Genomic DNA, 17,912 nt, shown 5'->3' on the forward strand with positions numbered 1-17,912 from the left:
ACTTTTAAATTGTGGTCAGTGAAGAGCTGAGTCTATATAGAGAAGGAATCTCCGACCCTCTGGTCCGCTATTTCCAAAAACAGGATGCTTACCAAGCTACGTCATTCACCGACTGTAAATAATGGTTATATTAAACCACTACTTTTAAAATAGTGGTCGGTGAAGAGGGATTCGAACCCCCGACCCTCTGGTCCCAAACCAGATGCGCTACCAAACTGCGCTATTCACCGACAAATTCAACAACGCTCTGCGTCGTCGAGGTCGCTTATAATACTCGCCAAATTGATTTTAGCAACCCCTATACGGTATTTTTTTTTGTAACGAATTTTTTTGCTCATCAAGCAACCAAATTTGTGCATTCTCGGTAACTTAAGTGCTCTCAAACGCACAAATAACCACAACAATGAAACAGCCTTTTTACTCCTGTTCTAGATCATAACAACAGGCAATACACATGGCTTAAATAACCACCATCATATCTAAATGTTAGGGCTATAATATGGACATTTGATTAGAGCGTTTATTTGGAAATAGTATAGGACTTGCTTCTATACTTGTTATTTTTTCATTTTCTTACCTTTCACCATCAACTAGGCAAGATTTTATTACACTTGTATAATCAATAGCATCGGTTACTTAAAGTGAAAGTCCTATGCCAGATAATAATGAATTAGACCTTTTTAAAGAAATGATGGCCGATGTTGCGCCAATCAAACAAGATACTGTGACCATTTCACAAAAATATCAGGTATCAGAGTCTCAACTAGCTCGTCGAATTGCAGCTCAAAGTCTCGCTGAAAGTGATTCTGAATACTTATCATTAGATAATGCCAAAATGGTAAAACCTGATGATATGATTGAATTTAAACGAGATGGTGTACAAGAAGCTGTATTTAGAAAAATGCGTCAAGGTAAGTACGATATTCACGGCCGTTTAGATCTTCATAAAAAGTCATTACAACAAGCCCGTGATGAAATATTAGCATTTCTAAAGCAATCACAACGTTTAGATATTCGCACCGTTATGATAGTTCATGGCAAAGGTGAGCGTGCTAATCCACCAGCATTAATGAAAAGCTATGTCACAACATGGCTAGAGCAAATATCTGATGTGCTTTGCTTTCACTCGGCGCAACGGCAACATGGTGGCACTGGTGCGCTATATGTCATGCTAAAGAAAAGTCCTGAGAAAAAAGCTGAAACACGTGAACGACATCTAAATCGTCGCAGTGAATAATTCAAAGACCATAAAGAGCGGTTTTGCCGCTCTTTTCTTTTAGACTTTACAATCATACTAGCCAGAGTACACGACAAGCCAGTCCAATAAGCACTACACCAGATAGACGATCAATCAATACAGCGCGGGATCTTAACGTTTGTAATACTCGAGGGTATGACAAGACACAAGCAACTAAGGTATACCATAATCCATCGACTAATAGTGGTGTCGCCACAATAACAATTTTACTTCCAGTTTCTGTACCCAACGCAACAAACTGACTAAATAGAGCCAAAAAATATAACGCTAATTTAGGGTTTAATAATGAGATCATTAAACCATCTCTTGCCGCATGAAGAAGGGAAGAAGGCTTTCCTGCTGCGAGTTTTTCTGCAACGCCGCCTTTAGAACGCAACGCATTAACGCCTAAATAGGCTAAGTAGCCAGCTCCTGCATAGCTAATCAGATTAAAGACTGTTGGTGATTGTTTTAAAACAACCGCAAGCCCTAATAATGTTAATAATGCGTATAAACCTACCCCACAAGCATGAGACCAAGCCGTTACTAAGCCATGTTTACGCCCACCGGTTAAGCTATGCTTAGCAACAACAGCAAGACTCGGTCCTGGTGACATCGCCCCTAAAATACAAATTAATAATAATGATAGCCAAATACTGATGGTCATGATGTTCTCCTTACATTGGTAGAAAAAATACCAAGTAAGCGTTATAAGAAGAAATCAAAAGAAATCATTACGGTCATGATAAAAAATCATTACCTTTCGGTGTCGTAAAAACACATCATTGTTCGTTAATGATTTATTGCCCCATTGAATACAAAGAGTTCTTCATTAACGTTAGCACATGCTCTCGCAACCATTGATGGGATAATTCGTTGTTATATTTAGGGTGCCATAGCAGCCAATACTGATTCAGCACACTTGGAAATGGTAATGGCTTATAAACAATATTATAGAAATCTTGCATCGTAACAGCTATATGTTCTGGAATAACAAGAAACATTTCTGTACGAGATACAATACTTAAAGCAGATCCGAAAAATGGCACTGTTGTTTGAATATGTCGCCGATAACCTAAAGTACGTAACTCCACATCAACGAAACTGTCTTTATCTCCACCACCGTTAACAGAAATATGATTGTAGGCAACAAAGTCTTGTACCGTTAAATCTAACTTTGTATTTGCTAATGGATGCGTTGTACTCATCACGCACACTGCACGATCAGATCCAATCTGTATCCCAGATAATCCGGTAGGTATCTTTGGTGCCATAGTCGAGACTAATTGAATATCAAGATCGGCTAATTGATCAGTATAACTTGGTGACCATAGCTGATAGCTCACATCAAGCAAAGGCGCGTGCAATGTTAATAACTCGACGATATCAGGAAAGATATATTGCGCGACATAATCAGAAGATGACAAGACTATTTTCCCGCGCCAGTGATGCGGCGAGAACTGTTCTGGTTCAAATACCAAATCGCAATCGGTAAGCAATGACGTAATTTTATCTTGTAGTGAAAGTGCGCGAGGGGTCGGTAATAACCGGTTTCCCTCACGCACAAACAAAGGATCAGAAAAAATTTCACGTAATTGTGTCAGTTGCCGACTTACTGCAGACTGCGTAATGTGTAAACGCTCAGCCGTACGTGTTACATGGCACTCATCCAATAAGACATGTAATGTTCGAAGTAAGTTTAAATTAGGTACTGACACACTCTTTGCTCTCTATCCTTGGTATTAGTCTTCCTTGCCAATCGGGGCAAATTTACCGCCAGTCAAACTAACTAAATCTTTTGCCGCAAGTTCTATTTCTAAGCCGCGACGACCTGCACTAACACAAATAGTATCAAACGTTTCTGCGCTGCTATCAACAAAGGTTGGCAGCCGTTTTTTTTGTCCTAACGGGCTAATACCCCCCACTATGTACCCTGTTACTTTTTCCGCAAGCTTTGGATCGGCCATTTCAGCCTTCTTACTGCCCGCAGCTTTAGCTGCTGCTTTTAAATCTAACATGCCAGATACAGGAACGACGGCAACCGCTAAATTTTTAGGATCGCCATTTAATGCAAATAATAAGGTTTTAAATACGCGATTAGGATCTAGCCCTAAGACTTCTGCCGCTTCATGACCAAAATTATTATTGGCTGGATCATGTTCATATTGATGCACTTGATACGAAATTTTTTGTTTCTTTGCTAATTGAATCGCTGGAGTCATTATTTTTCACTCTATTTTTCATTCAAACAGCTGTGGTTAATTCCCCCTATTGCTCAAAAGCAACTAAAGAAATTAAGAACATCTGTTTACCTGTAATGATTATATCGTGAGTTGACAGTTTTCGGCTATATCCATCAAAAGAAGGATTTTAAATACAAAAAAGCGCATCGAATAAAAATATAAGATGCGCTTTCGAGCAATTAATATTGCTTATTTATAAACAATTTCATCTTTCGGCGCGAATTTGTTTACATCAATGGGTGAATTCGTTTCCAAGTATTGCTTTAATACTTCCGCGTCAACAAACCCCGTATTTACATGACCTGCATGATCATTGATCTTCGGATAGCCGTCACCACCAGCTGCGTTGTAGCTTGGTACAGTGAAACGGTAAGTCTTTTTCAGATCTAACGGCTTACCAGCTAACTTAACATCACTTACTTTGCCATTTTCAACCGTCATTGAAATACCGTAGAACTGCGCATAAGCACCAGAATCTATCGGCTTAGTGGCAACAATGTTCAGATAATCTAAAACTTCTTTACCTGACATATCGGTGTACGTCACGATATTGCCAAAAGGTTGAACGGTGAGTACATCTTTATAAGTAATATCGCCGCCTTCAATTGAGTCACGAACACCACCAGAGTTCATTACAGCAAAGTCCGCTTTAGCACGTTGCATGTGTGACGCAGCAATAAGACGACCTAAGTTTGTTTGTTCAAATCGAACCACATTACGATCGCCTTCTAGCTTGCCATTCGACTTGGCAATCTTAACGTTTAACTGCTCTTGTCCATGCTCTTGGTAAGGCTTAAGGAAGTTATACACTTCTTGGTTTTTTACAATTTCATCTTGAATAAAGACACGCTTGCTTGAGCCATCATCTAGCTTAACTTTTTTCTTCAAGTTAACAGGGATCAAATCGTAACTAACCAGTGAAAGCTCACCGTTCTGAAATTCAAAGTCAGCACGACCTACATACTTACCCCACTCGTGGGCTTGGACAATCCATGTACCATTTTGCTGATCAGGTACACACTCGTCACCCGGTTTAAAATCTTTCTTCGCAACATTTGGGCCTTCCATACAGACAGGCTCTTGCGAGTGACCACCGACGATCATATCAAGATCACCATCATCTAAATAACGTGCAAGCGCAACATCACCCGGAGCATTAATACCACGATGACCATCTTCATAGTGACCCATATGCGTTGCCGCAATGATCACATCAGGCTTTTCTGTTTTTTCTAGCTCAGCAATCACTTTTTTGGCTTCTGATTTTGGATCGCGAAACTCTACATTGCCGATAAATTCAGGATTACCAATTTTAGCCGTATCTTCTGTCGTCAAACCAATGACGGCAATCTTGATACCCTGTTTTTCAAAAATTTGGTAAGGCTGAAATAAGCGCTCACCTGTTGTCTTATCGTAAATATTAGCCGACAACATTGGGAAATTCGCCCACTCTTCTTGCTTACGTAGTACATCTAATGGGTTATCAAATTCATGATTTCCTAATGCCATTGCATCATAGCCAAGCAGATTCATTCCTTTAAAATCAGGTTCTGCATCTTGTAGATCTGATTCAGGAACACCCGTGTTAATGTCACCGCCAGAAAGTAATAAGCTAGTACCACCTTGTTCTTCTACTTCTGCGCGGATTTCATCAATCAATGTCTTGCGGGCAGCCATACCGTACTCACCATTCTGGTTATGCCAGAAACGACCATGGTTATCGTTGGTATGAAGAATCGTGATTCTATAAGTTGTATCAGCATCCCATGCTGATGAGGCTTTTTCCGCTGTCGTTGCACAACCTGAAAGAACGGCAACGAGAGCGGCGCTTAATGCTGTTTTAGCAAATAGGCGTTGCTTCATGGTATCCACCTTAACTGTATTTTTAATGGCGACTTCAAACGAAGATAATATTCGTAAAACTGGAAAAATTAATTAGTCACATTTTCACCACAAAAAAATGTCGGTAAAAGTGAAACAATGTGACCAATATCGCCAGTGTAACGAAATAAATACGTATGAATTTTCCATTTTAAATTTTTGTTAACAGGATCACTTTTCGTCTTTTAAAACTCTTGTTTATGTCACACCCAAGCACAAAAAAGCCCAGTAAATACTGGGCTTTTTTCAAACAGTTATGCTCAACACTACTTTATAGTGATAGATATCACATTATACTTTCGCCAATTTTCGACTAGGGTGTTTCAACATAATCGCAACAATGGCAGAAAGAGCTAAGAAGAAACAGTAATAAGAGTGCGCAACAACATCTAATGGTGATAACTCAAAAACAGAACCAAGGAGTAACGCTTGCGCTCCGTATGGTAAAACACCTTGAATTACACACGAGAAAATATCGAGTAAACTCGCGGAACGACGTGGTGTAACCCCATTTTCATCAGCCAGTTCACGTGCAACACCGCCTGATACAATAATCGCAACAGTATTATTTGCCGTACATAAGTTAGTCAAGCTCACAAGACTAGCAATACCAAACTCACTCGCCCGTAAATTTTCAGATGACTGATGTTTTTTGCTAAATACATTAATCACACGACTGATACTTTGAGTTAAGAAAGCGAGTCCACCTTGTTGGCGCATTAATTCACTAATACCACCAATCAACATAGAGAGCAGGAAGATTTCCTGCATATTGCTAAAACCACCATAAATATCTTTGCCAAAACTGGTAAAACTATAATCAGCAGCAGATGTTAGACCGACACCACCAGCCAGTAAAATACCGACAGATAGAACAACAAACACATTAACCCCAGAGACTGCGAGCACCAAGATAGTGATATAAGGAATGACTTTTAACCACTCAATAGGTGCTGTTTCAGGCAATTGTGTAACCGAGCTATTAAACGCAAATAATAAAATAGCGGCAATTGCAGCAGGTAAGGCGATTTTAATGTTTTCACGGAATTTATCTTTCATCTGACAGCCTTGTGATCGCGTTGCTGCGATTGTGGTATCAGAAATAATTGAAAGATTATCACCAAACATTGCCCCACTAAGAACCACACCAGCAGTTAATGCGACATCCATACCAGACGCATGCGCAATGCCTAATGCGACGGGGGCTACTGCAGCAATTGTCCCCATCGATGTTCCCATTGCGGTGGCAATAAAAGCAGAGATCACAAAGATACCGGGTAAGATCATGCTTGCTGGAATAAGTGATAAGCCAAGGTTAACCGTTGCATCCACCCCACCCGACGCTTTAGCAACAGAAGCAAAAGCACCAGCCAATAGGTAAATCATACACATTGCAATAATATCGCTATGACCCACACCACGGATAAATTGCTCTATCGCTTTATTTAGTTTTTCTTTACTTAGTAAAATCGCAACAACAACAGCAGGCAAAGCTGCGACAGGTGAAGGTAATTGATAAAAAGCAAAATCAACCCCTTGCATCGTAAGGTAAGTACCTACACCAATGAATAAAGCTAAAAAAATACCCAAGGGTAAGAGTGCTAATGCAGAAGGTGAAATGGTTTGATTTTTTTTATCTATATTTGGCATGGCGACGACTAAAGTTCTATTTATACATTCATTCCAAGACTAAAGGGATGCGCTCACAGTGTCAACATCTAGACGTCTAAACATCCAAAAGATATGTAACTAAATTACATATTCAGTCAAGTTCAGTTTATTTCTTGTGTTTTATGACAAGAAAAACGCTTATTTTGTAGTAAAAGCACAAAAAATGGAACGGTCATCACTCAATTCAGTAACACTAATAACAATTCCATTATTTAAGGTGCATCAATGATAAACAACCGCTAAAATCTGCTAACATTTACTGGATTTTAGGGATATATAATGCAGTTAACATTAAAACAAAAACTTATTGTCGCGAGTTTATCGGCAGTTTTAGTGATGGCGACTGCACTCACTTGGCTCTCTGCTAATCAAATTGATACTCAAGCTAAACGTGATCTTTACGCTCGAGCAAGTAGCCTAACCGAGGCTGTTAGCAGCAGTGTGGGTGACTGGGTAAATATTCGTACCAATATTATTGACTCAGTAACAATTAACAATCCTGACATTGCTACGATCCCCTCTTTAAAGCAAGCCCGTTTAGCGGGTCAATTTGAAGATATTTACTTCGGCAGCACCGCAGGTATCGCCACTAGCTCTTTTGCTGAACGTGATTTATCTCAGGTAGATCCACGTACCCGTCCTTGGTACCAACAAGCACAAAAAGCGAATGAAACCATCATATCGTCACCGTATATGGACACCTTAACTAAAGCTAAAATGGTGACCATCGCCAAACCTGTTTATGATAATTCCACTTTTATCGGTGTTATCGGCGCTGATATATTGATCACCCAATTAATCGACGACATCGTCAATTTGAATGTTGGTCAAAATGCATTTGCTATGTTGATCAATAAAAAAGACGCCACATTTATCGCTCACCCCGATCAGCAGCTATTGCTACAACCTATTTCACGTTATAGCAACGCGCTTTCTATTAATTATATTGAGCAGCAAATTCATAATAATGCACTGACTAACCTGACCATTAACGATCAGCCTAAACTACTTTATTTTGCTAACATCCCTCATACTGACTGGATATTAGCACTCAACATGGATAAAAAAACCGAGGAAGCCAGCCATAAAGCATTGCTTTATAAGCTCCTTCTTACCGCTGCGGTTATTGCACTGTTAGTCATTACTACAGTGGCATGGTTAGTTAACTTCTTGTTCCGCGATTTAGATCGCGTATCAAACGCGCTGGCAGAAATCGCCAGTGGTGAAGGCGATCTAACTCAACGTATTGAGCCAAAGAGCAATGATGAAGTGGGCCAACTCGCCAATAACTTCAACCAGTTTGTTGGCAACATGCATCAAATGGTGGCACGTTTAAACCATGTATCTCAATCTCTCAGTCAACAGTCACATTTAACGGCAACCCAAGCAGAAGAACGTAGTACCCGTATCCAGCATCAACAAGATGAAATCAATATGGTCGCAACTGCTATTAACGAAATGGCAGCGGCAACCAAAGAAATTGCCTCTAACGCTGAGAATACAGCACGAACAGCAGAAGAAACTGTGATGGCATCTAATCATGGTGCTACTCAGGTCAATCAAAGCCAACAATCTATTTCTAGTTTGGCGCAAGAAGTTGAAACGGCAACGACAGTGATTAGCGATCTTAATAGTCATGCCCAAAGTATCAATACGATTCTTTCAACTATCCAAGGCATTGCAGAGCAAACTAACTTGCTGGCATTAAACGCCGCGATTGAAGCTGCACGTGCTGGCGAACAAGGTCGTGGATTTGCGGTTGTTGCAGATGAAGTACGAGTATTAAGTCAACGTACCCATGCCTCGACCCAAGAAATTCAGCAAATGATTGAAACGCTACAACAAACCACAGGGCAAGCGGTTGGGATAATGGAAGATAGTCGTCACCTATCTGAAACCAGTGTTGATGATGCAAGCTCTGCTTCTGCTAGTTTGGCGCAAATTACCAATGCTGTTAATAACATCAATGATATGGCAACCCAAATAGCCTCTGCTGCCGAAGAGCAATCATCAGTGACATCAGAGATCACGCGCAATACCGAAGGGATCCGTGATGTTTCAAACGAGTTGGCTGTTGAAGCTAATGAAGCCGCAAAACAAGCCGCTGAATTATCAGAGCTCTCTTATGAACTGCAGCAAGAAATCAACCGCTTTAAATTATAAAGCCTGATACTGCTAAATAAACAAAAAGGCTTGCGTATAACGCAAGCCTTTATTTTAGAAACCAATTTAAACCAGCTATCAAGTAAATGTTTACACTAAGCTAAAAATAATCGCCGCGACTGCTAAACATCCCATCAATAAAATAAACCAAGTACTGATTTTACCTCGGTACATTTTCAGACTTTCAATTCGATATACCGCAAGCATTGGCATAATAAAAAGTATCATCGCAATCACAGGGCCTGATAACGCTTCCATCATCCCTAAAATACTTGGGTTCATAACAGCAGCAAACCAAATAGAGAAGAACATGATCACTACCCCAACCTTGTCGATGGTTTTTAATGGCAGTGATGTTTGTTTCGCTACAATGCCATTGAAGCTTTCACGTGCGCCCATAAAGTGCCCTAAAAACGATGACGTAATTGCAATAAAAGCAATTAAAGGGCCTAGCAACATAATAAAGTGACTGTCTTTAACGTTCGCTAAATAAGATAACACTGACACGTTATCCATTTTTGCATGCTGTAACTGCTCAGGGGATAAACTTAGCACGCAAGAGAACACAAAGAACAAAACAAAAGTAATCAACATCATTGAGGTACGCTTTAAGATTGTTTCTGATTTTCGATGTGCATGATCGCCATACTGACGACGTTGAGCATTCACAAAGCCAGAAACGACAGGCGTATAACTAAAAGCAAAAACAACAACTGGTATTGATAACCATAACGATGAGCTAAATTCAGTAATACTTTGAGAGAAGTTAAGATTAGGTACATGCCAGCTTGGGATCAGGTAAATAGAAATGCCCGCCAGAATAAATGCCAGTGGGTAGACAATCACTTCAAACGCTTTAAGCATCGCTTTTTCACCCGCAAGCATCACAGTGATCATCAAGAAGACTAATCCGCCTGATAACAACACCCGTGACGGCGCTTGCCAACCTAATTGATGGACAATAAAACTATCAACGGTATTGGTTAGGCCGACACCATAAATGAGTAAAATCGGAAAGATAGAAAGAAAATACAGGGCTGAAATTAAGCGTCCGTAACGGGAACCAAAATGCTCTTCAACTACATCGGTAAAATCAGCGTCAGAAGATGATGATGATAAAACAAAACGCGCTAATCCACGATGAGCCCAAAATGTCATAGGTCCTGCTAATAATGCCATTATAACCAGTGACCAGAATCCACCTGAGCCAATATTGATAGGTAAAAATAAAATACCTGCCCCGACCGATGTGCCAAACAAACTTAACATCCAACGGGTGTCATGCTGTGTCCACTTAGAAGGATGTGCTGTGCTCTCTTTTTCGGGGTGCGCTTGGATTGTTGTTAATGACACAAGTAACTCTCTAACCAAATAAAATCGGCTATAAGTATGAAACTACAATCTTTAAGTTTCAAAACAAGTGAGACACATATCACACTGGATACCTAATACCCAATAAGCATGAGAACTGCAACGCTAACAAATAACGATATATAACTTCACATATCACTCAAGTAATAAGAATTAAATATCGTCTTTGTGGATTTATTAAATTTTCATATATTGAGCATTTATCAAACAAAATAATCATTCAGTTCGTTATCGGCAATAAAAAAGCCCAGTGATTTATACTCACTGGGCTTTAAAATCTAAATGAAAGACTTAGTTCACTTCAATTGGAGCAAAGCTCTTAATCAAATCATCAAGCTGTTTAATTTGTGCTAAAAACGGTTCTAGCTTATCGAGTGGGAATGCTGATGGACCATCACAAAGCGCGAGATCTGGCGTTGGGTGTGCTTCCATAAATAGGCCCGCAATACCCGTTGCAATACCAGAGCGAGCTAGATCAACGGTTTGCTCACGACGACCACCAGAAGCCGCACCTAGTGGATCACGACACTGCAGCGCATGTGTCACATCAAAGATGATTGGGCTACCCTTTGATGCTTTTTTCATTACATCAAAACCAAGCATATCAACCACTAAGTTATCGTAACCGTGCAATACACCACGCTCACATAAGATCACATTGTGATTATCACACTCAGCGAATTTCTCAACAATGTTACCGACTTGACCAGGGCTCATGAACTGTGGTTTTTTCACATTAATCACAGCGCCTGTTTTTGCCATTGCTTCAACAAGATCAGTTTGACGAGCCAGAAACGCTGGAAGCTGAATCACATCAACCACATCAGCAACAGGTTGTGCCTGCTCTTTCTCGTGAATATCAGTGATAATTTTCACACCAAACGTATCTTTTAGCTCTTGAAAGATTTTTAAACCTTCTTCCATACCAGGACCACGGTATGAATGAACAGATGAACGGTTAGCTTTATCAAAAGAAGCTTTAAATACGTAAGGAATACCTAATTTCTCAGTGACCTTCACGTAGTGCTCACACATTTGCATCGCTAAGTCGCGAGACTCAAGCACATTCATGCCACCAAATAAAACAAATGGCTTATCATTTGCAACATCAATATCGCCAATGCGAACAGTTTTTTGTTCCATCATATTTGTTGTTCTCTTCTAGTGTAGAATCAGAGGCTCATCAAAGAGCGTCTCTACTTGAGTTTTAAGTAAATCAGCGGCTGGATCTTCTGGGCATTGCTCAATAAAGTATGAGTAATCCATCGCTGCAGCGTGATTACAATCAAGCTGTTGATAAATATAGCCTCGGTCACGGATCTCATGGGGATCGCCTGGGCTAAATACCAGCGCAAGATCACTACAACGTAAAGCATCCGTAAAATGCTCTTCACGAAGAAGTGCACTTTTCATAACCGTTAACCAACGCGTTAAAATTTCATGATTCTGCTGTGTTTTAAGGTATTCAGGTTTAAGTTCAGTAAATGGACCACGGTGACCAATCAACCAGCTACGTAATATATGCGTGCTAACAAATTCACCATCAAAGGGGTTAATATACTGAACATCGCTTTCAGACCATGTCGCTTTTAATAGAAACTGGGTCGGAAAGCCTACGCTTTCAATCGGCAGATCAAGGTGCTGAGATAAATAAAGAAATAAAGCACCAAGGCTGACAGGGATCCCCTTTCGACGCTCCAGTACTTTATCTAAGAATGCATTATCTGACGAAAAGTATTGTTGGTGATCGCCTTGAAAGCCCCATTCACGATAAAAAAGGCGTAACAGCCCCTCTAACCGTAAACGAGGATTAACTTCTTCCATTAATGTTTGCTCAGCTTCCTGCGCTAATTGAGATAACTTTAACTCCACCCACTGGGTTGGAAATTCAGGCACGATGTCCTTCATCATATCAATAGCACCATAAACTAATGGCCGCGAATTTAATTCGTCTTCATTAAACAGCATCATGATCTAACCTAACTTAACCTAAAATTGGCGTTTTCGTTACCGCCAATTGCGCAGCCAGAAATACCCAGCCCAATGCGCCTAAAAAGGCAAATGTCTTAAAGACTTTATTTTTACCCATATGCAGTGTGACATAACCAAGGGCGATGTAAGCGAGTACACAAGTTAACTTTTCAGTTAACCAACTATTACCAGCCGTAAAAGGCATAAATCCTGTAATGAAAATTAATGCCACACCACTTGCTAAAAGCACAGTGTCAACAATATGGGGAGTGATCTTGAAAAACTTTTTATTTAAAAGTGATGAGTTTGCCATCATCATGATGTAGCGAGTCACAAACAGTAAAACACTGAGTGCGATTGCCACTAAATGAAGATGTTTCATTGCCATATACATAATTATAATTCTCCTTGCCAGCAGCCCATCGTGACACGATCGAGCCCTGCATAGTCTTGACTGGTAGATACTTGTTGATAACCCAACTGTTCTAAAATAGTTCTTACAGCCGAACCTTGTTCGAAGCCATGCTCCATTAACAACCAACCACCTACTGTTAAGTGTTTGCGTCCTTGCGCGCTAATAATACGGATATCAGCTAAGCCATTATCATCAGCAACTAATGCACTCTTTGGTTCAAAGCGAACATCGCCTTGAACTAAATGGGGATCGGCGTGATCAATGTAAGGCGGATTACTCACAATTAGCTCAAACACATCATTGTCTTGTAATGGTGAATACCAACTTCCCGCTAAAAATCGGGTATTTAATATTGATAAACGTTGGCTATTTTCATGCGCAAGCTCAGCCGCTTCTTGACGTAAGTCAATGCCTGTAACCTGAAGACTTGGACACTCAGAAGCAATCGCCAGTGCAATCGCACCGGTTCCGGTTCCTAAATCCAATACTTTGGTAGTAGCGCTGGTGATTTTATCTAATGCAAGTTCAACCAAACGCTCAGTATCAGGACGTGGGATCAAGGTTGAAGGTGAGACTTTTAATGGCAGTGACCAAAATTCACGCTCACCAACAATATATGCGATAGGCTCACCATTTCGGCGGCGTGCAAGTAACTGCTGAAAAAAATTATATTGCTCATCATCTAGTTGCTTTTCAGGCCACGTTAATAAATAACTGCGTGGCTTATCAAGCGCATGACATAGCAAAACAACGCTATCAAGTTGCGGACTCTCAGAGCCCGCACTTGCTAGTTGTTCAGTGGTTTGCTTTAGCAAATATTCAATGCTTTGAGGCATTAGTTTTGCTCAGACATCGCAGCTAACTGATCCGCCTGGTATTCAGTAAATACCGGTTGGATCAATGCATCTAAATCACCTTCCATCACTTCATTTAAGCGGTAAAGTGTCAGTGTAATACGGTGATCAGAAACACGACCTTGTGGGTAGTTGTAAGTACGAATACGATCAGAACGATCACCTGAACCTAGTAGGTTACGACGTGTGCTCGCTTCTTCAGCATGACGTTTCTCTTCTTCTGCTTTGATAATACGAGCAGCAAGTACCGACATCGCTTTTGCTTTGTTTTTATGCTGTGAGCGCTCATCCTGACACTCAACAACAATACCTGTTGGTAAGTGAGTAATACGGATTGCAGAGTCGGTGGTGTTAACGTGTTGACCACCCGCACCTGATGAACGGAAGGTATCAATACGTAAATCGCCAGCATTGATTTCTGGAATTTCCGCTTCTGGAATTTCAGGTAATACCGCAACAGTACAAGCTGAAGTATGTACACGACCTTGAGATTCTGTTGCAGGAACACGCTGAACGCGGTGACCGCCTGACTCAAATTTCAAAATACCGTAAGCACCATCGCCGTTCACTTTTGCGATCATCTCTTTGTAACCGCCTTGTTCTGAGCGGTTTTCATTGATGATCTCGATACGCCAGCCACGACGTTCGGCATATTTGCTGTACATACGGAAAAGATCACCCGCAAAGATACCCGCTTCATCACCACCCGCACCTGCGCGGATTTCGACAAAACAGTTACGATCATCGTTAGGATCTTTAGGAATCAATAGCACCTGAAGTTCATCAGCTAAGCGTTCAATTTCAGCTTTGGCTTCTTTGATCTCTTCTTGTGCCATTTCACGCATTTCTGCATCGTCTTCCTGCGCCATTTCTTCAGCAGCCACTAAATCTTCTTTTGCTTGTTGGTAAGCTTGAAAACACTTAGTCACTTCTTCTAGCTGAGAATATTCTTTTGATAACGCACGAAAGCGGTTTTGATCCGCAAGAACACTTGGATCACCGAGGAGATGTTGAACTTCTTCGTAACGTTCAACAAGAGTTTCTAATTTAACTAAAATTGATTGCTTCATAATCTTCTAATAGTGCTGAGCGAAAGCCAAAGGCGATCAACTACTAATCGTTATAGGAATCCAGACCGAGTGCTTCACGAATCACAGCTAATTTTTCAGATTCGCCATTTTTTGCGACCTGCTGCATAGCCTTGGTTGGTGCATGGATAAGCTTATTGGTAAGTTTGTTACTGAGCTCTGCTAACGCCTTTTCAGGCTCGGTACCATTAGCAATGGCTTGGAGACTACGCTGTAGTAGCTCCTGTTTAATTTGTTCGGCAAATTGACGATAATCTCGAATACTATCAACTGCTTCAAGTGAGCGTAACCACTGCATAAACACAGCGCTTTCTTCACTTATAATGGCTTCAGCTTGAATCGCTGCGACCTTACGCTGCTCACGGTTCTTCTCTACAATCGAGTGAAGATCATCAACAGAATATAAGTAAGCATCGTTCAATTCGCCAACTTGTTGTTCTATATCTCTAGGCACAGCAATATCCACCAACAGCATAGGCTGATGACGACGTTGTTTTAATGCCATTTCAACCATCCCTTTACCAACAATCGGCAATGGGCTTGCGGTTGAACTAATAACAATATCAGCGCGATGGAGGTGATCAGGAATTTCTTCAAGACTGATCACTTCAGCACCAAACTCTTGTGCAATACCTTCTGCTCTCTCACGCGTACGGTTAGCAACAATCAAACTATTACAACCTTGTTCAACGACATGGCGAGAAACAAGTTCAATTGTTTCGCCTGCACCAACAAGTAAAATAGTAGCACCCGATAAAGACTCAAAAATTTGTCGCGCTAAAGAACACGCCGCATAAGCTACAGAGACAGCATTGCCGCCAATGTCAGTTTCAGTACGTACGCGTTTCGCTACTGTAAAGGTTTTTTGAAACAGCTTTTCTAAGGTGCCACCTACTGCTTCGTTGTCTTTTGATTCCGAATAAGACTGCTTCACCTGTCCTAGGATTTGCGGCTCGCCCAATACTAACGAATCAAGGCCACAAGCAACACGCATTAAATGACGTGCTGCCGCTTGCTCTTCATGAAAGTACAGGCTTGGCATCAGTTCTTCGGCTGTGATCTGATGAAATTTGGTCAACCAGTCAATGATCACACCCGGCCCTGACTGTGAAATCTCACAGTAAACTTCAGTACGGTTACATGTAGATACTATAACCCCACTTAATACCTCAGGGTGGTTTTTCAGCTGCTGCAACGCCAAAGATAGCTTTTCAGGAGAAAAAGCTACTTTTTCGCGTAAATCAACAGAAGCTGTTTTATGGTTGATTCCTAATGCAAGCAAGGTCATGGAGACGGTGTACCCACTTCGCCAGTGAAAAAATCTAAGGAGGGGATTTTACTTGATGCCCTGACTTAATAAAAGGTAGCTGACGTAATCAATCAATAATGACTGCATTTTTATTGCTTTATTTGCCTAATTTACCCCTTATTTTTGCTTAATATTTGGCTTTAATTAAAATAATCGTTATTGTTTTTGCTCATTCTTATTACGAGCTTTCATCATGAGATTACGTAATTTAGCCTTTATTGCTATTACATTTTCCTTATTATCTGGCTGTGCGCAAACGCCCAAAAGCACCGCAAAAGTCGATTGGGAAATCCATCAAGCCCAATTAAAACACCTCACCGATTATCAAGCGAAAGGTGTGTTTGGCTATTTAAGCCCTGAGCAACGCATATCTCTCACCTTTAACTGGAAAAATCATGCTGATAAATACCAGTTAATCTTAACAAAAATGTACAAAACCGTCCTTAATCTCAATGCAGAGCCGGGTAACGTCACACTCATCGATCCTGATGGTAAAACCTATCATGGCACTGATGCTGCGCAATTAGTGAAGCAATTAACAGGAATCGAATTACCCCTATCACAAATGCGCGATTGGCTAATTGGTTTACCGACGGCTGCTGATACTTATCAGCTAAACAAAAATGATCAAGTCGCTTATCTCGCCAAAGAGATTGATGGTCAAGTATGGGAAATGCACTACAACACGTATAATGATCAGAGCCCTGCCTTACCCACACAAATGGTACTAAACCAAGGCAAACTCAAAATTAAAATAAAAATCTCTAACTGGTTAGCAAATTAAACAGCAAAGCATTTTCGATTACTCAAAATAGACGAGCATTGCATGAGTCAATACATCCCTTTTGGTGTCGCGAGCCAATGGCCAGCGCCAGCAAAACTGAATTTATTTTTATACATTACAGGCCAACGTCCAAATGGCTACCATGATTTACAGACGCTGTTTCAGTTTGTCGATTATGGCGATACTTTAACCATCACGCCACGTCGTGATAACCAAATTAATTTAACGCCTGCAATTGAAGGAGTTAAAACCGAAGATAACCTGATTTATCGCGCTGCAAATGCACTTCGTCAAGCCTCACATTGTGACTTAGGAGCCGATATTCATATTGATAAGATCCTTCCTATGGGAGGTGGTCTTGGTGGTGGCTCTTCTAATGCAGCCACAGCATTAGTCGCCCTCAATCATCTTTGGCAAACCCAGCTATCGGTTGATGAATTAGCAGATATTGGTCTTAAATTAGGTGCTGATGTCCCTGTTTTTGTCCGTGGTACTAGCGCATTTGCCGAAGGTATTGGTGAAAAACTGCAACCGGCAGAACCGCAAGAAAAATGGTTTTTAATCGCAAAGCCTGATATTAGCATTGCAACTGTCGATATTTTCACCCATCCAGAACTTCCGCGTAATACTAAAAAACGTAGCCTAGATGCACTGTTACGTGGAGTTTACGAAAACGATTGCGAGAAAATTGTAAGAAGTCTTAATCCCGAGGTTGATCAGGCGCTTTCGTGGCTGTTAGAATACGCGCCATCAAGATTGACCGGCACTGGAGCTTGTGTATTTTCGGAGTTTAATACGCAGGAAGAAGCCAACGCAATTTTGAAAATTTTACCTGACTGGCTCCACGGATTTGTCGCAAAAGGTGTCAACACGTCTCCTCTTATGACAACCTTAGCCGCACATTCTACGGATTGTCAGTAATTAC

Annotated in this window: 16 protein-coding genes and 1 tRNA gene; 4 read left to right on the forward strand and 13 right to left on the reverse strand. The window is 40.8% G+C overall.

The window, feature by feature from the left end; genetic code table 11:
- Positions 1-153: 153 nt before the first annotated feature.
- Positions 154-230, reverse strand: a tRNA-Pro gene (locus tag C9J41_RS18400).
- 422 nt (positions 231-652) lie between these two features.
- Between C9J41_RS18400 and smrA the strand changes: the two genes are divergently transcribed.
- Positions 653-1,237, forward strand: a complete 585-nt coding sequence (smrA, locus tag C9J41_RS18405; protein ID WP_105060798.1) for a DNA endonuclease SmrA — start codon at positions 653-655, stop codon at positions 1,235-1,237.
- A gap of 52 nt (positions 1,238-1,289) precedes the next feature.
- Here the strand turns inward: smrA and C9J41_RS18410 are convergent, their stop codons facing one another.
- The 5 genes from C9J41_RS18410 to C9J41_RS18430 all read right to left on the reverse strand — a co-directional run bounded on the left by C9J41_RS18410 (position 1,290) and on the right by C9J41_RS18430 (position 7,011).
- Positions 1,290-1,904, reverse strand: a complete 615-nt coding sequence (locus C9J41_RS18410) for a LysE family translocator (RefSeq protein WP_107205393.1) — start codon at positions 1,902-1,904, stop codon at positions 1,290-1,292.
- Between the two features lie 133 nt (positions 1,905-2,037).
- Complete coding sequence (locus tag C9J41_RS18415; RefSeq protein WP_107205392.1) at positions 2,038-2,955, reverse strand: LysR family transcriptional regulator; 918 nt, start codon at positions 2,953-2,955, stop codon at positions 2,038-2,040.
- 24 nt (positions 2,956-2,979) lie between these two features.
- Positions 2,980-3,459, reverse strand: coding sequence for a Cys-tRNA(Pro) deacylase (gene ybaK, locus C9J41_RS18420; RefSeq protein ID WP_107259270.1), 480 nt, complete (start codon positions 3,457-3,459; stop codon positions 2,980-2,982).
- 210 nt (positions 3,460-3,669) lie between these two features.
- Entirely contained in the window at positions 3,670-5,343 is a 1,674-nt protein-coding gene (ushA, locus tag C9J41_RS18425; protein WP_107259268.1) for a bifunctional UDP-sugar hydrolase/5'-nucleotidase UshA, read from the reverse strand.
- Between the two features lie 309 nt (positions 5,344-5,652).
- A complete protein-coding gene (locus tag C9J41_RS18430; RefSeq protein WP_107205390.1) occupies positions 5,653-7,011 on the reverse strand; it encodes a Na+/H+ antiporter NhaC family protein in 1,359 nt (452 codons plus the stop codon).
- A 300-nt stretch (positions 7,012-7,311) separates the two neighbouring features.
- Between C9J41_RS18430 and C9J41_RS18435 the strand changes: the two genes are divergently transcribed.
- Complete coding sequence (locus tag C9J41_RS18435) at positions 7,312-9,195, forward strand: methyl-accepting chemotaxis protein (RefSeq protein ID WP_107205389.1); 1,884 nt, start codon at positions 7,312-7,314, stop codon at positions 9,193-9,195.
- Positions 9,196-9,285: 90 nt separating this feature from the next.
- Here the strand turns inward: C9J41_RS18435 and C9J41_RS18440 are convergent, their stop codons facing one another.
- The 7 genes from C9J41_RS18440 to hemA form a co-directional block, all read right to left on the reverse strand.
- Positions 9,286-10,548, reverse strand: coding sequence for an HAAAP family serine/threonine permease (locus C9J41_RS18440; RefSeq protein WP_107259266.1), 1,263 nt, complete (start codon positions 10,546-10,548; stop codon positions 9,286-9,288).
- 309 nt (positions 10,549-10,857) lie between these two features.
- Positions 10,858-11,712 (reverse strand): 3-deoxy-8-phosphooctulonate synthase, encoded by an 855-nt coding sequence (kdsA, locus tag C9J41_RS18445; RefSeq protein ID WP_005369997.1) that lies wholly within the window; start codon positions 11,710-11,712, stop codon positions 10,858-10,860.
- Positions 11,713-11,727: 15 nt separating this feature from the next.
- Positions 11,728-12,537, reverse strand: coding sequence for a SirB1 family protein (locus C9J41_RS18450; RefSeq protein WP_039872581.1), 810 nt, complete (start codon positions 12,535-12,537; stop codon positions 11,728-11,730).
- A gap of 13 nt (positions 12,538-12,550) precedes the next feature.
- Entirely contained in the window at positions 12,551-12,931 is a 381-nt protein-coding gene (locus tag C9J41_RS18455) for a SirB2 family protein (RefSeq protein WP_107205387.1), read from the reverse strand.
- Positions 12,932-12,933: 2 nt separating this feature from the next.
- Positions 12,934-13,788, reverse strand: coding sequence for a peptide chain release factor N(5)-glutamine methyltransferase (gene prmC, locus C9J41_RS18460; RefSeq protein WP_107294881.1), 855 nt, complete (start codon positions 13,786-13,788; stop codon positions 12,934-12,936).
- Positions 13,788-14,876, reverse strand: a complete 1,089-nt coding sequence (gene prfA, locus C9J41_RS18465; protein ID WP_107205385.1) for a peptide chain release factor 1 — start codon at positions 14,874-14,876, stop codon at positions 13,788-13,790. Before prfA ends, prmC begins: the two co-directional genes overlap by 1 nt.
- Positions 14,877-14,919: 43 nt before the next feature.
- The gene (gene hemA, locus C9J41_RS18470) at positions 14,920-16,182 is read right to left on the reverse strand and encodes a glutamyl-tRNA reductase (RefSeq protein WP_107205384.1); all 1,263 of its coding nucleotides are present in this window, start codon (positions 16,180-16,182) and stop codon (positions 14,920-14,922) included.
- 214 nt (positions 16,183-16,396) lie between these two features.
- Between hemA and lolB the strand changes: the two genes are divergently transcribed.
- Together lolB and ispE are read left to right on the forward strand one after the other, a co-directional pair.
- Entirely contained in the window at positions 16,397-16,987 is a 591-nt protein-coding gene (lolB, locus tag C9J41_RS18475) for a lipoprotein insertase outer membrane protein LolB (protein WP_107205383.1), read from the forward strand.
- Positions 16,988-17,029: 42 nt separating this feature from the next.
- Positions 17,030-17,908: a 4-(cytidine 5'-diphospho)-2-C-methyl-D-erythritol kinase gene (gene ispE / locus C9J41_RS18480; RefSeq protein WP_107205382.1), complete on the forward strand. Its 879-nt coding sequence runs from the start codon at positions 17,030-17,032 to the stop codon at positions 17,906-17,908.
- The last annotated feature ends 4 nt before the right edge of the window (positions 17,909-17,912 follow it).

This window comes from Photobacterium sp. GB-50 (assembly GCF_003026755.1).
GTDB lineage: Bacteria > Pseudomonadota > Gammaproteobacteria > Enterobacterales > Vibrionaceae > Photobacterium.

Coding starts and splice junctions, on each gene's coding strand:
- smrA (WP_105060798.1), top strand. CDS start 653: ATGCCAGATAATAATGAATTAGACCTTTTTAAAGAAATGATGGCCGAT.
- kdsA (WP_005369997.1), bottom strand. CDS start 11,712: ATGATGGAACAAAAAACTGTTCGCATTGGCGATATTGATGTTGCAAAT.
- ispE (WP_107205382.1), top strand. CDS start 17,030: ATGAGTCAATACATCCCTTTTGGTGTCGCGAGCCAATGGCCAGCGCCA.
- prfA (WP_107205385.1), bottom strand. CDS start 14,876: ATGAAGCAATCAATTTTAGTTAAATTAGAAACTCTTGTTGAACGTTAC.
- hemA (WP_107205384.1), bottom strand. CDS start 16,182: ATGACCTTGCTTGCATTAGGAATCAACCATAAAACAGCTTCTGTTGAT.
- ushA (WP_107259268.1), bottom strand. CDS start 5,343: ATGAAGCAACGCCTATTTGCTAAAACAGCATTAAGCGCCGCTCTCGTT.
- C9J41_RS18450 (WP_039872581.1), bottom strand. CDS start 12,537: ATGATGCTGTTTAATGAAGACGAATTAAATTCGCGGCCATTAGTTTAT.
- C9J41_RS18435 (WP_107205389.1), top strand. CDS start 7,312: ATGCAGTTAACATTAAAACAAAAACTTATTGTCGCGAGTTTATCGGCA.
- prmC (WP_107294881.1), bottom strand. CDS start 13,788: ATGCCTCAAAGCATTGAATATTTGCTAAAGCAAACCACTGAACAACTA.
- lolB (WP_107205383.1), top strand. CDS start 16,397: ATGAGATTACGTAATTTAGCCTTTATTGCTATTACATTTTCCTTATTA.
- ybaK (WP_107259270.1), bottom strand. CDS start 3,459: ATGACTCCAGCGATTCAATTAGCAAAGAAACAAAAAATTTCGTATCAA.
- C9J41_RS18455 (WP_107205387.1), bottom strand. CDS start 12,931: ATGTATATGGCAATGAAACATCTTCATTTAGTGGCAATCGCACTCAGT.
- C9J41_RS18410 (WP_107205393.1), bottom strand. CDS start 1,904: ATGACCATCAGTATTTGGCTATCATTATTATTAATTTGTATTTTAGGG.
- C9J41_RS18430 (WP_107205390.1), bottom strand. CDS start 7,011: ATGCCAAATATAGATAAAAAAAATCAAACCATTTCACCTTCTGCATTA.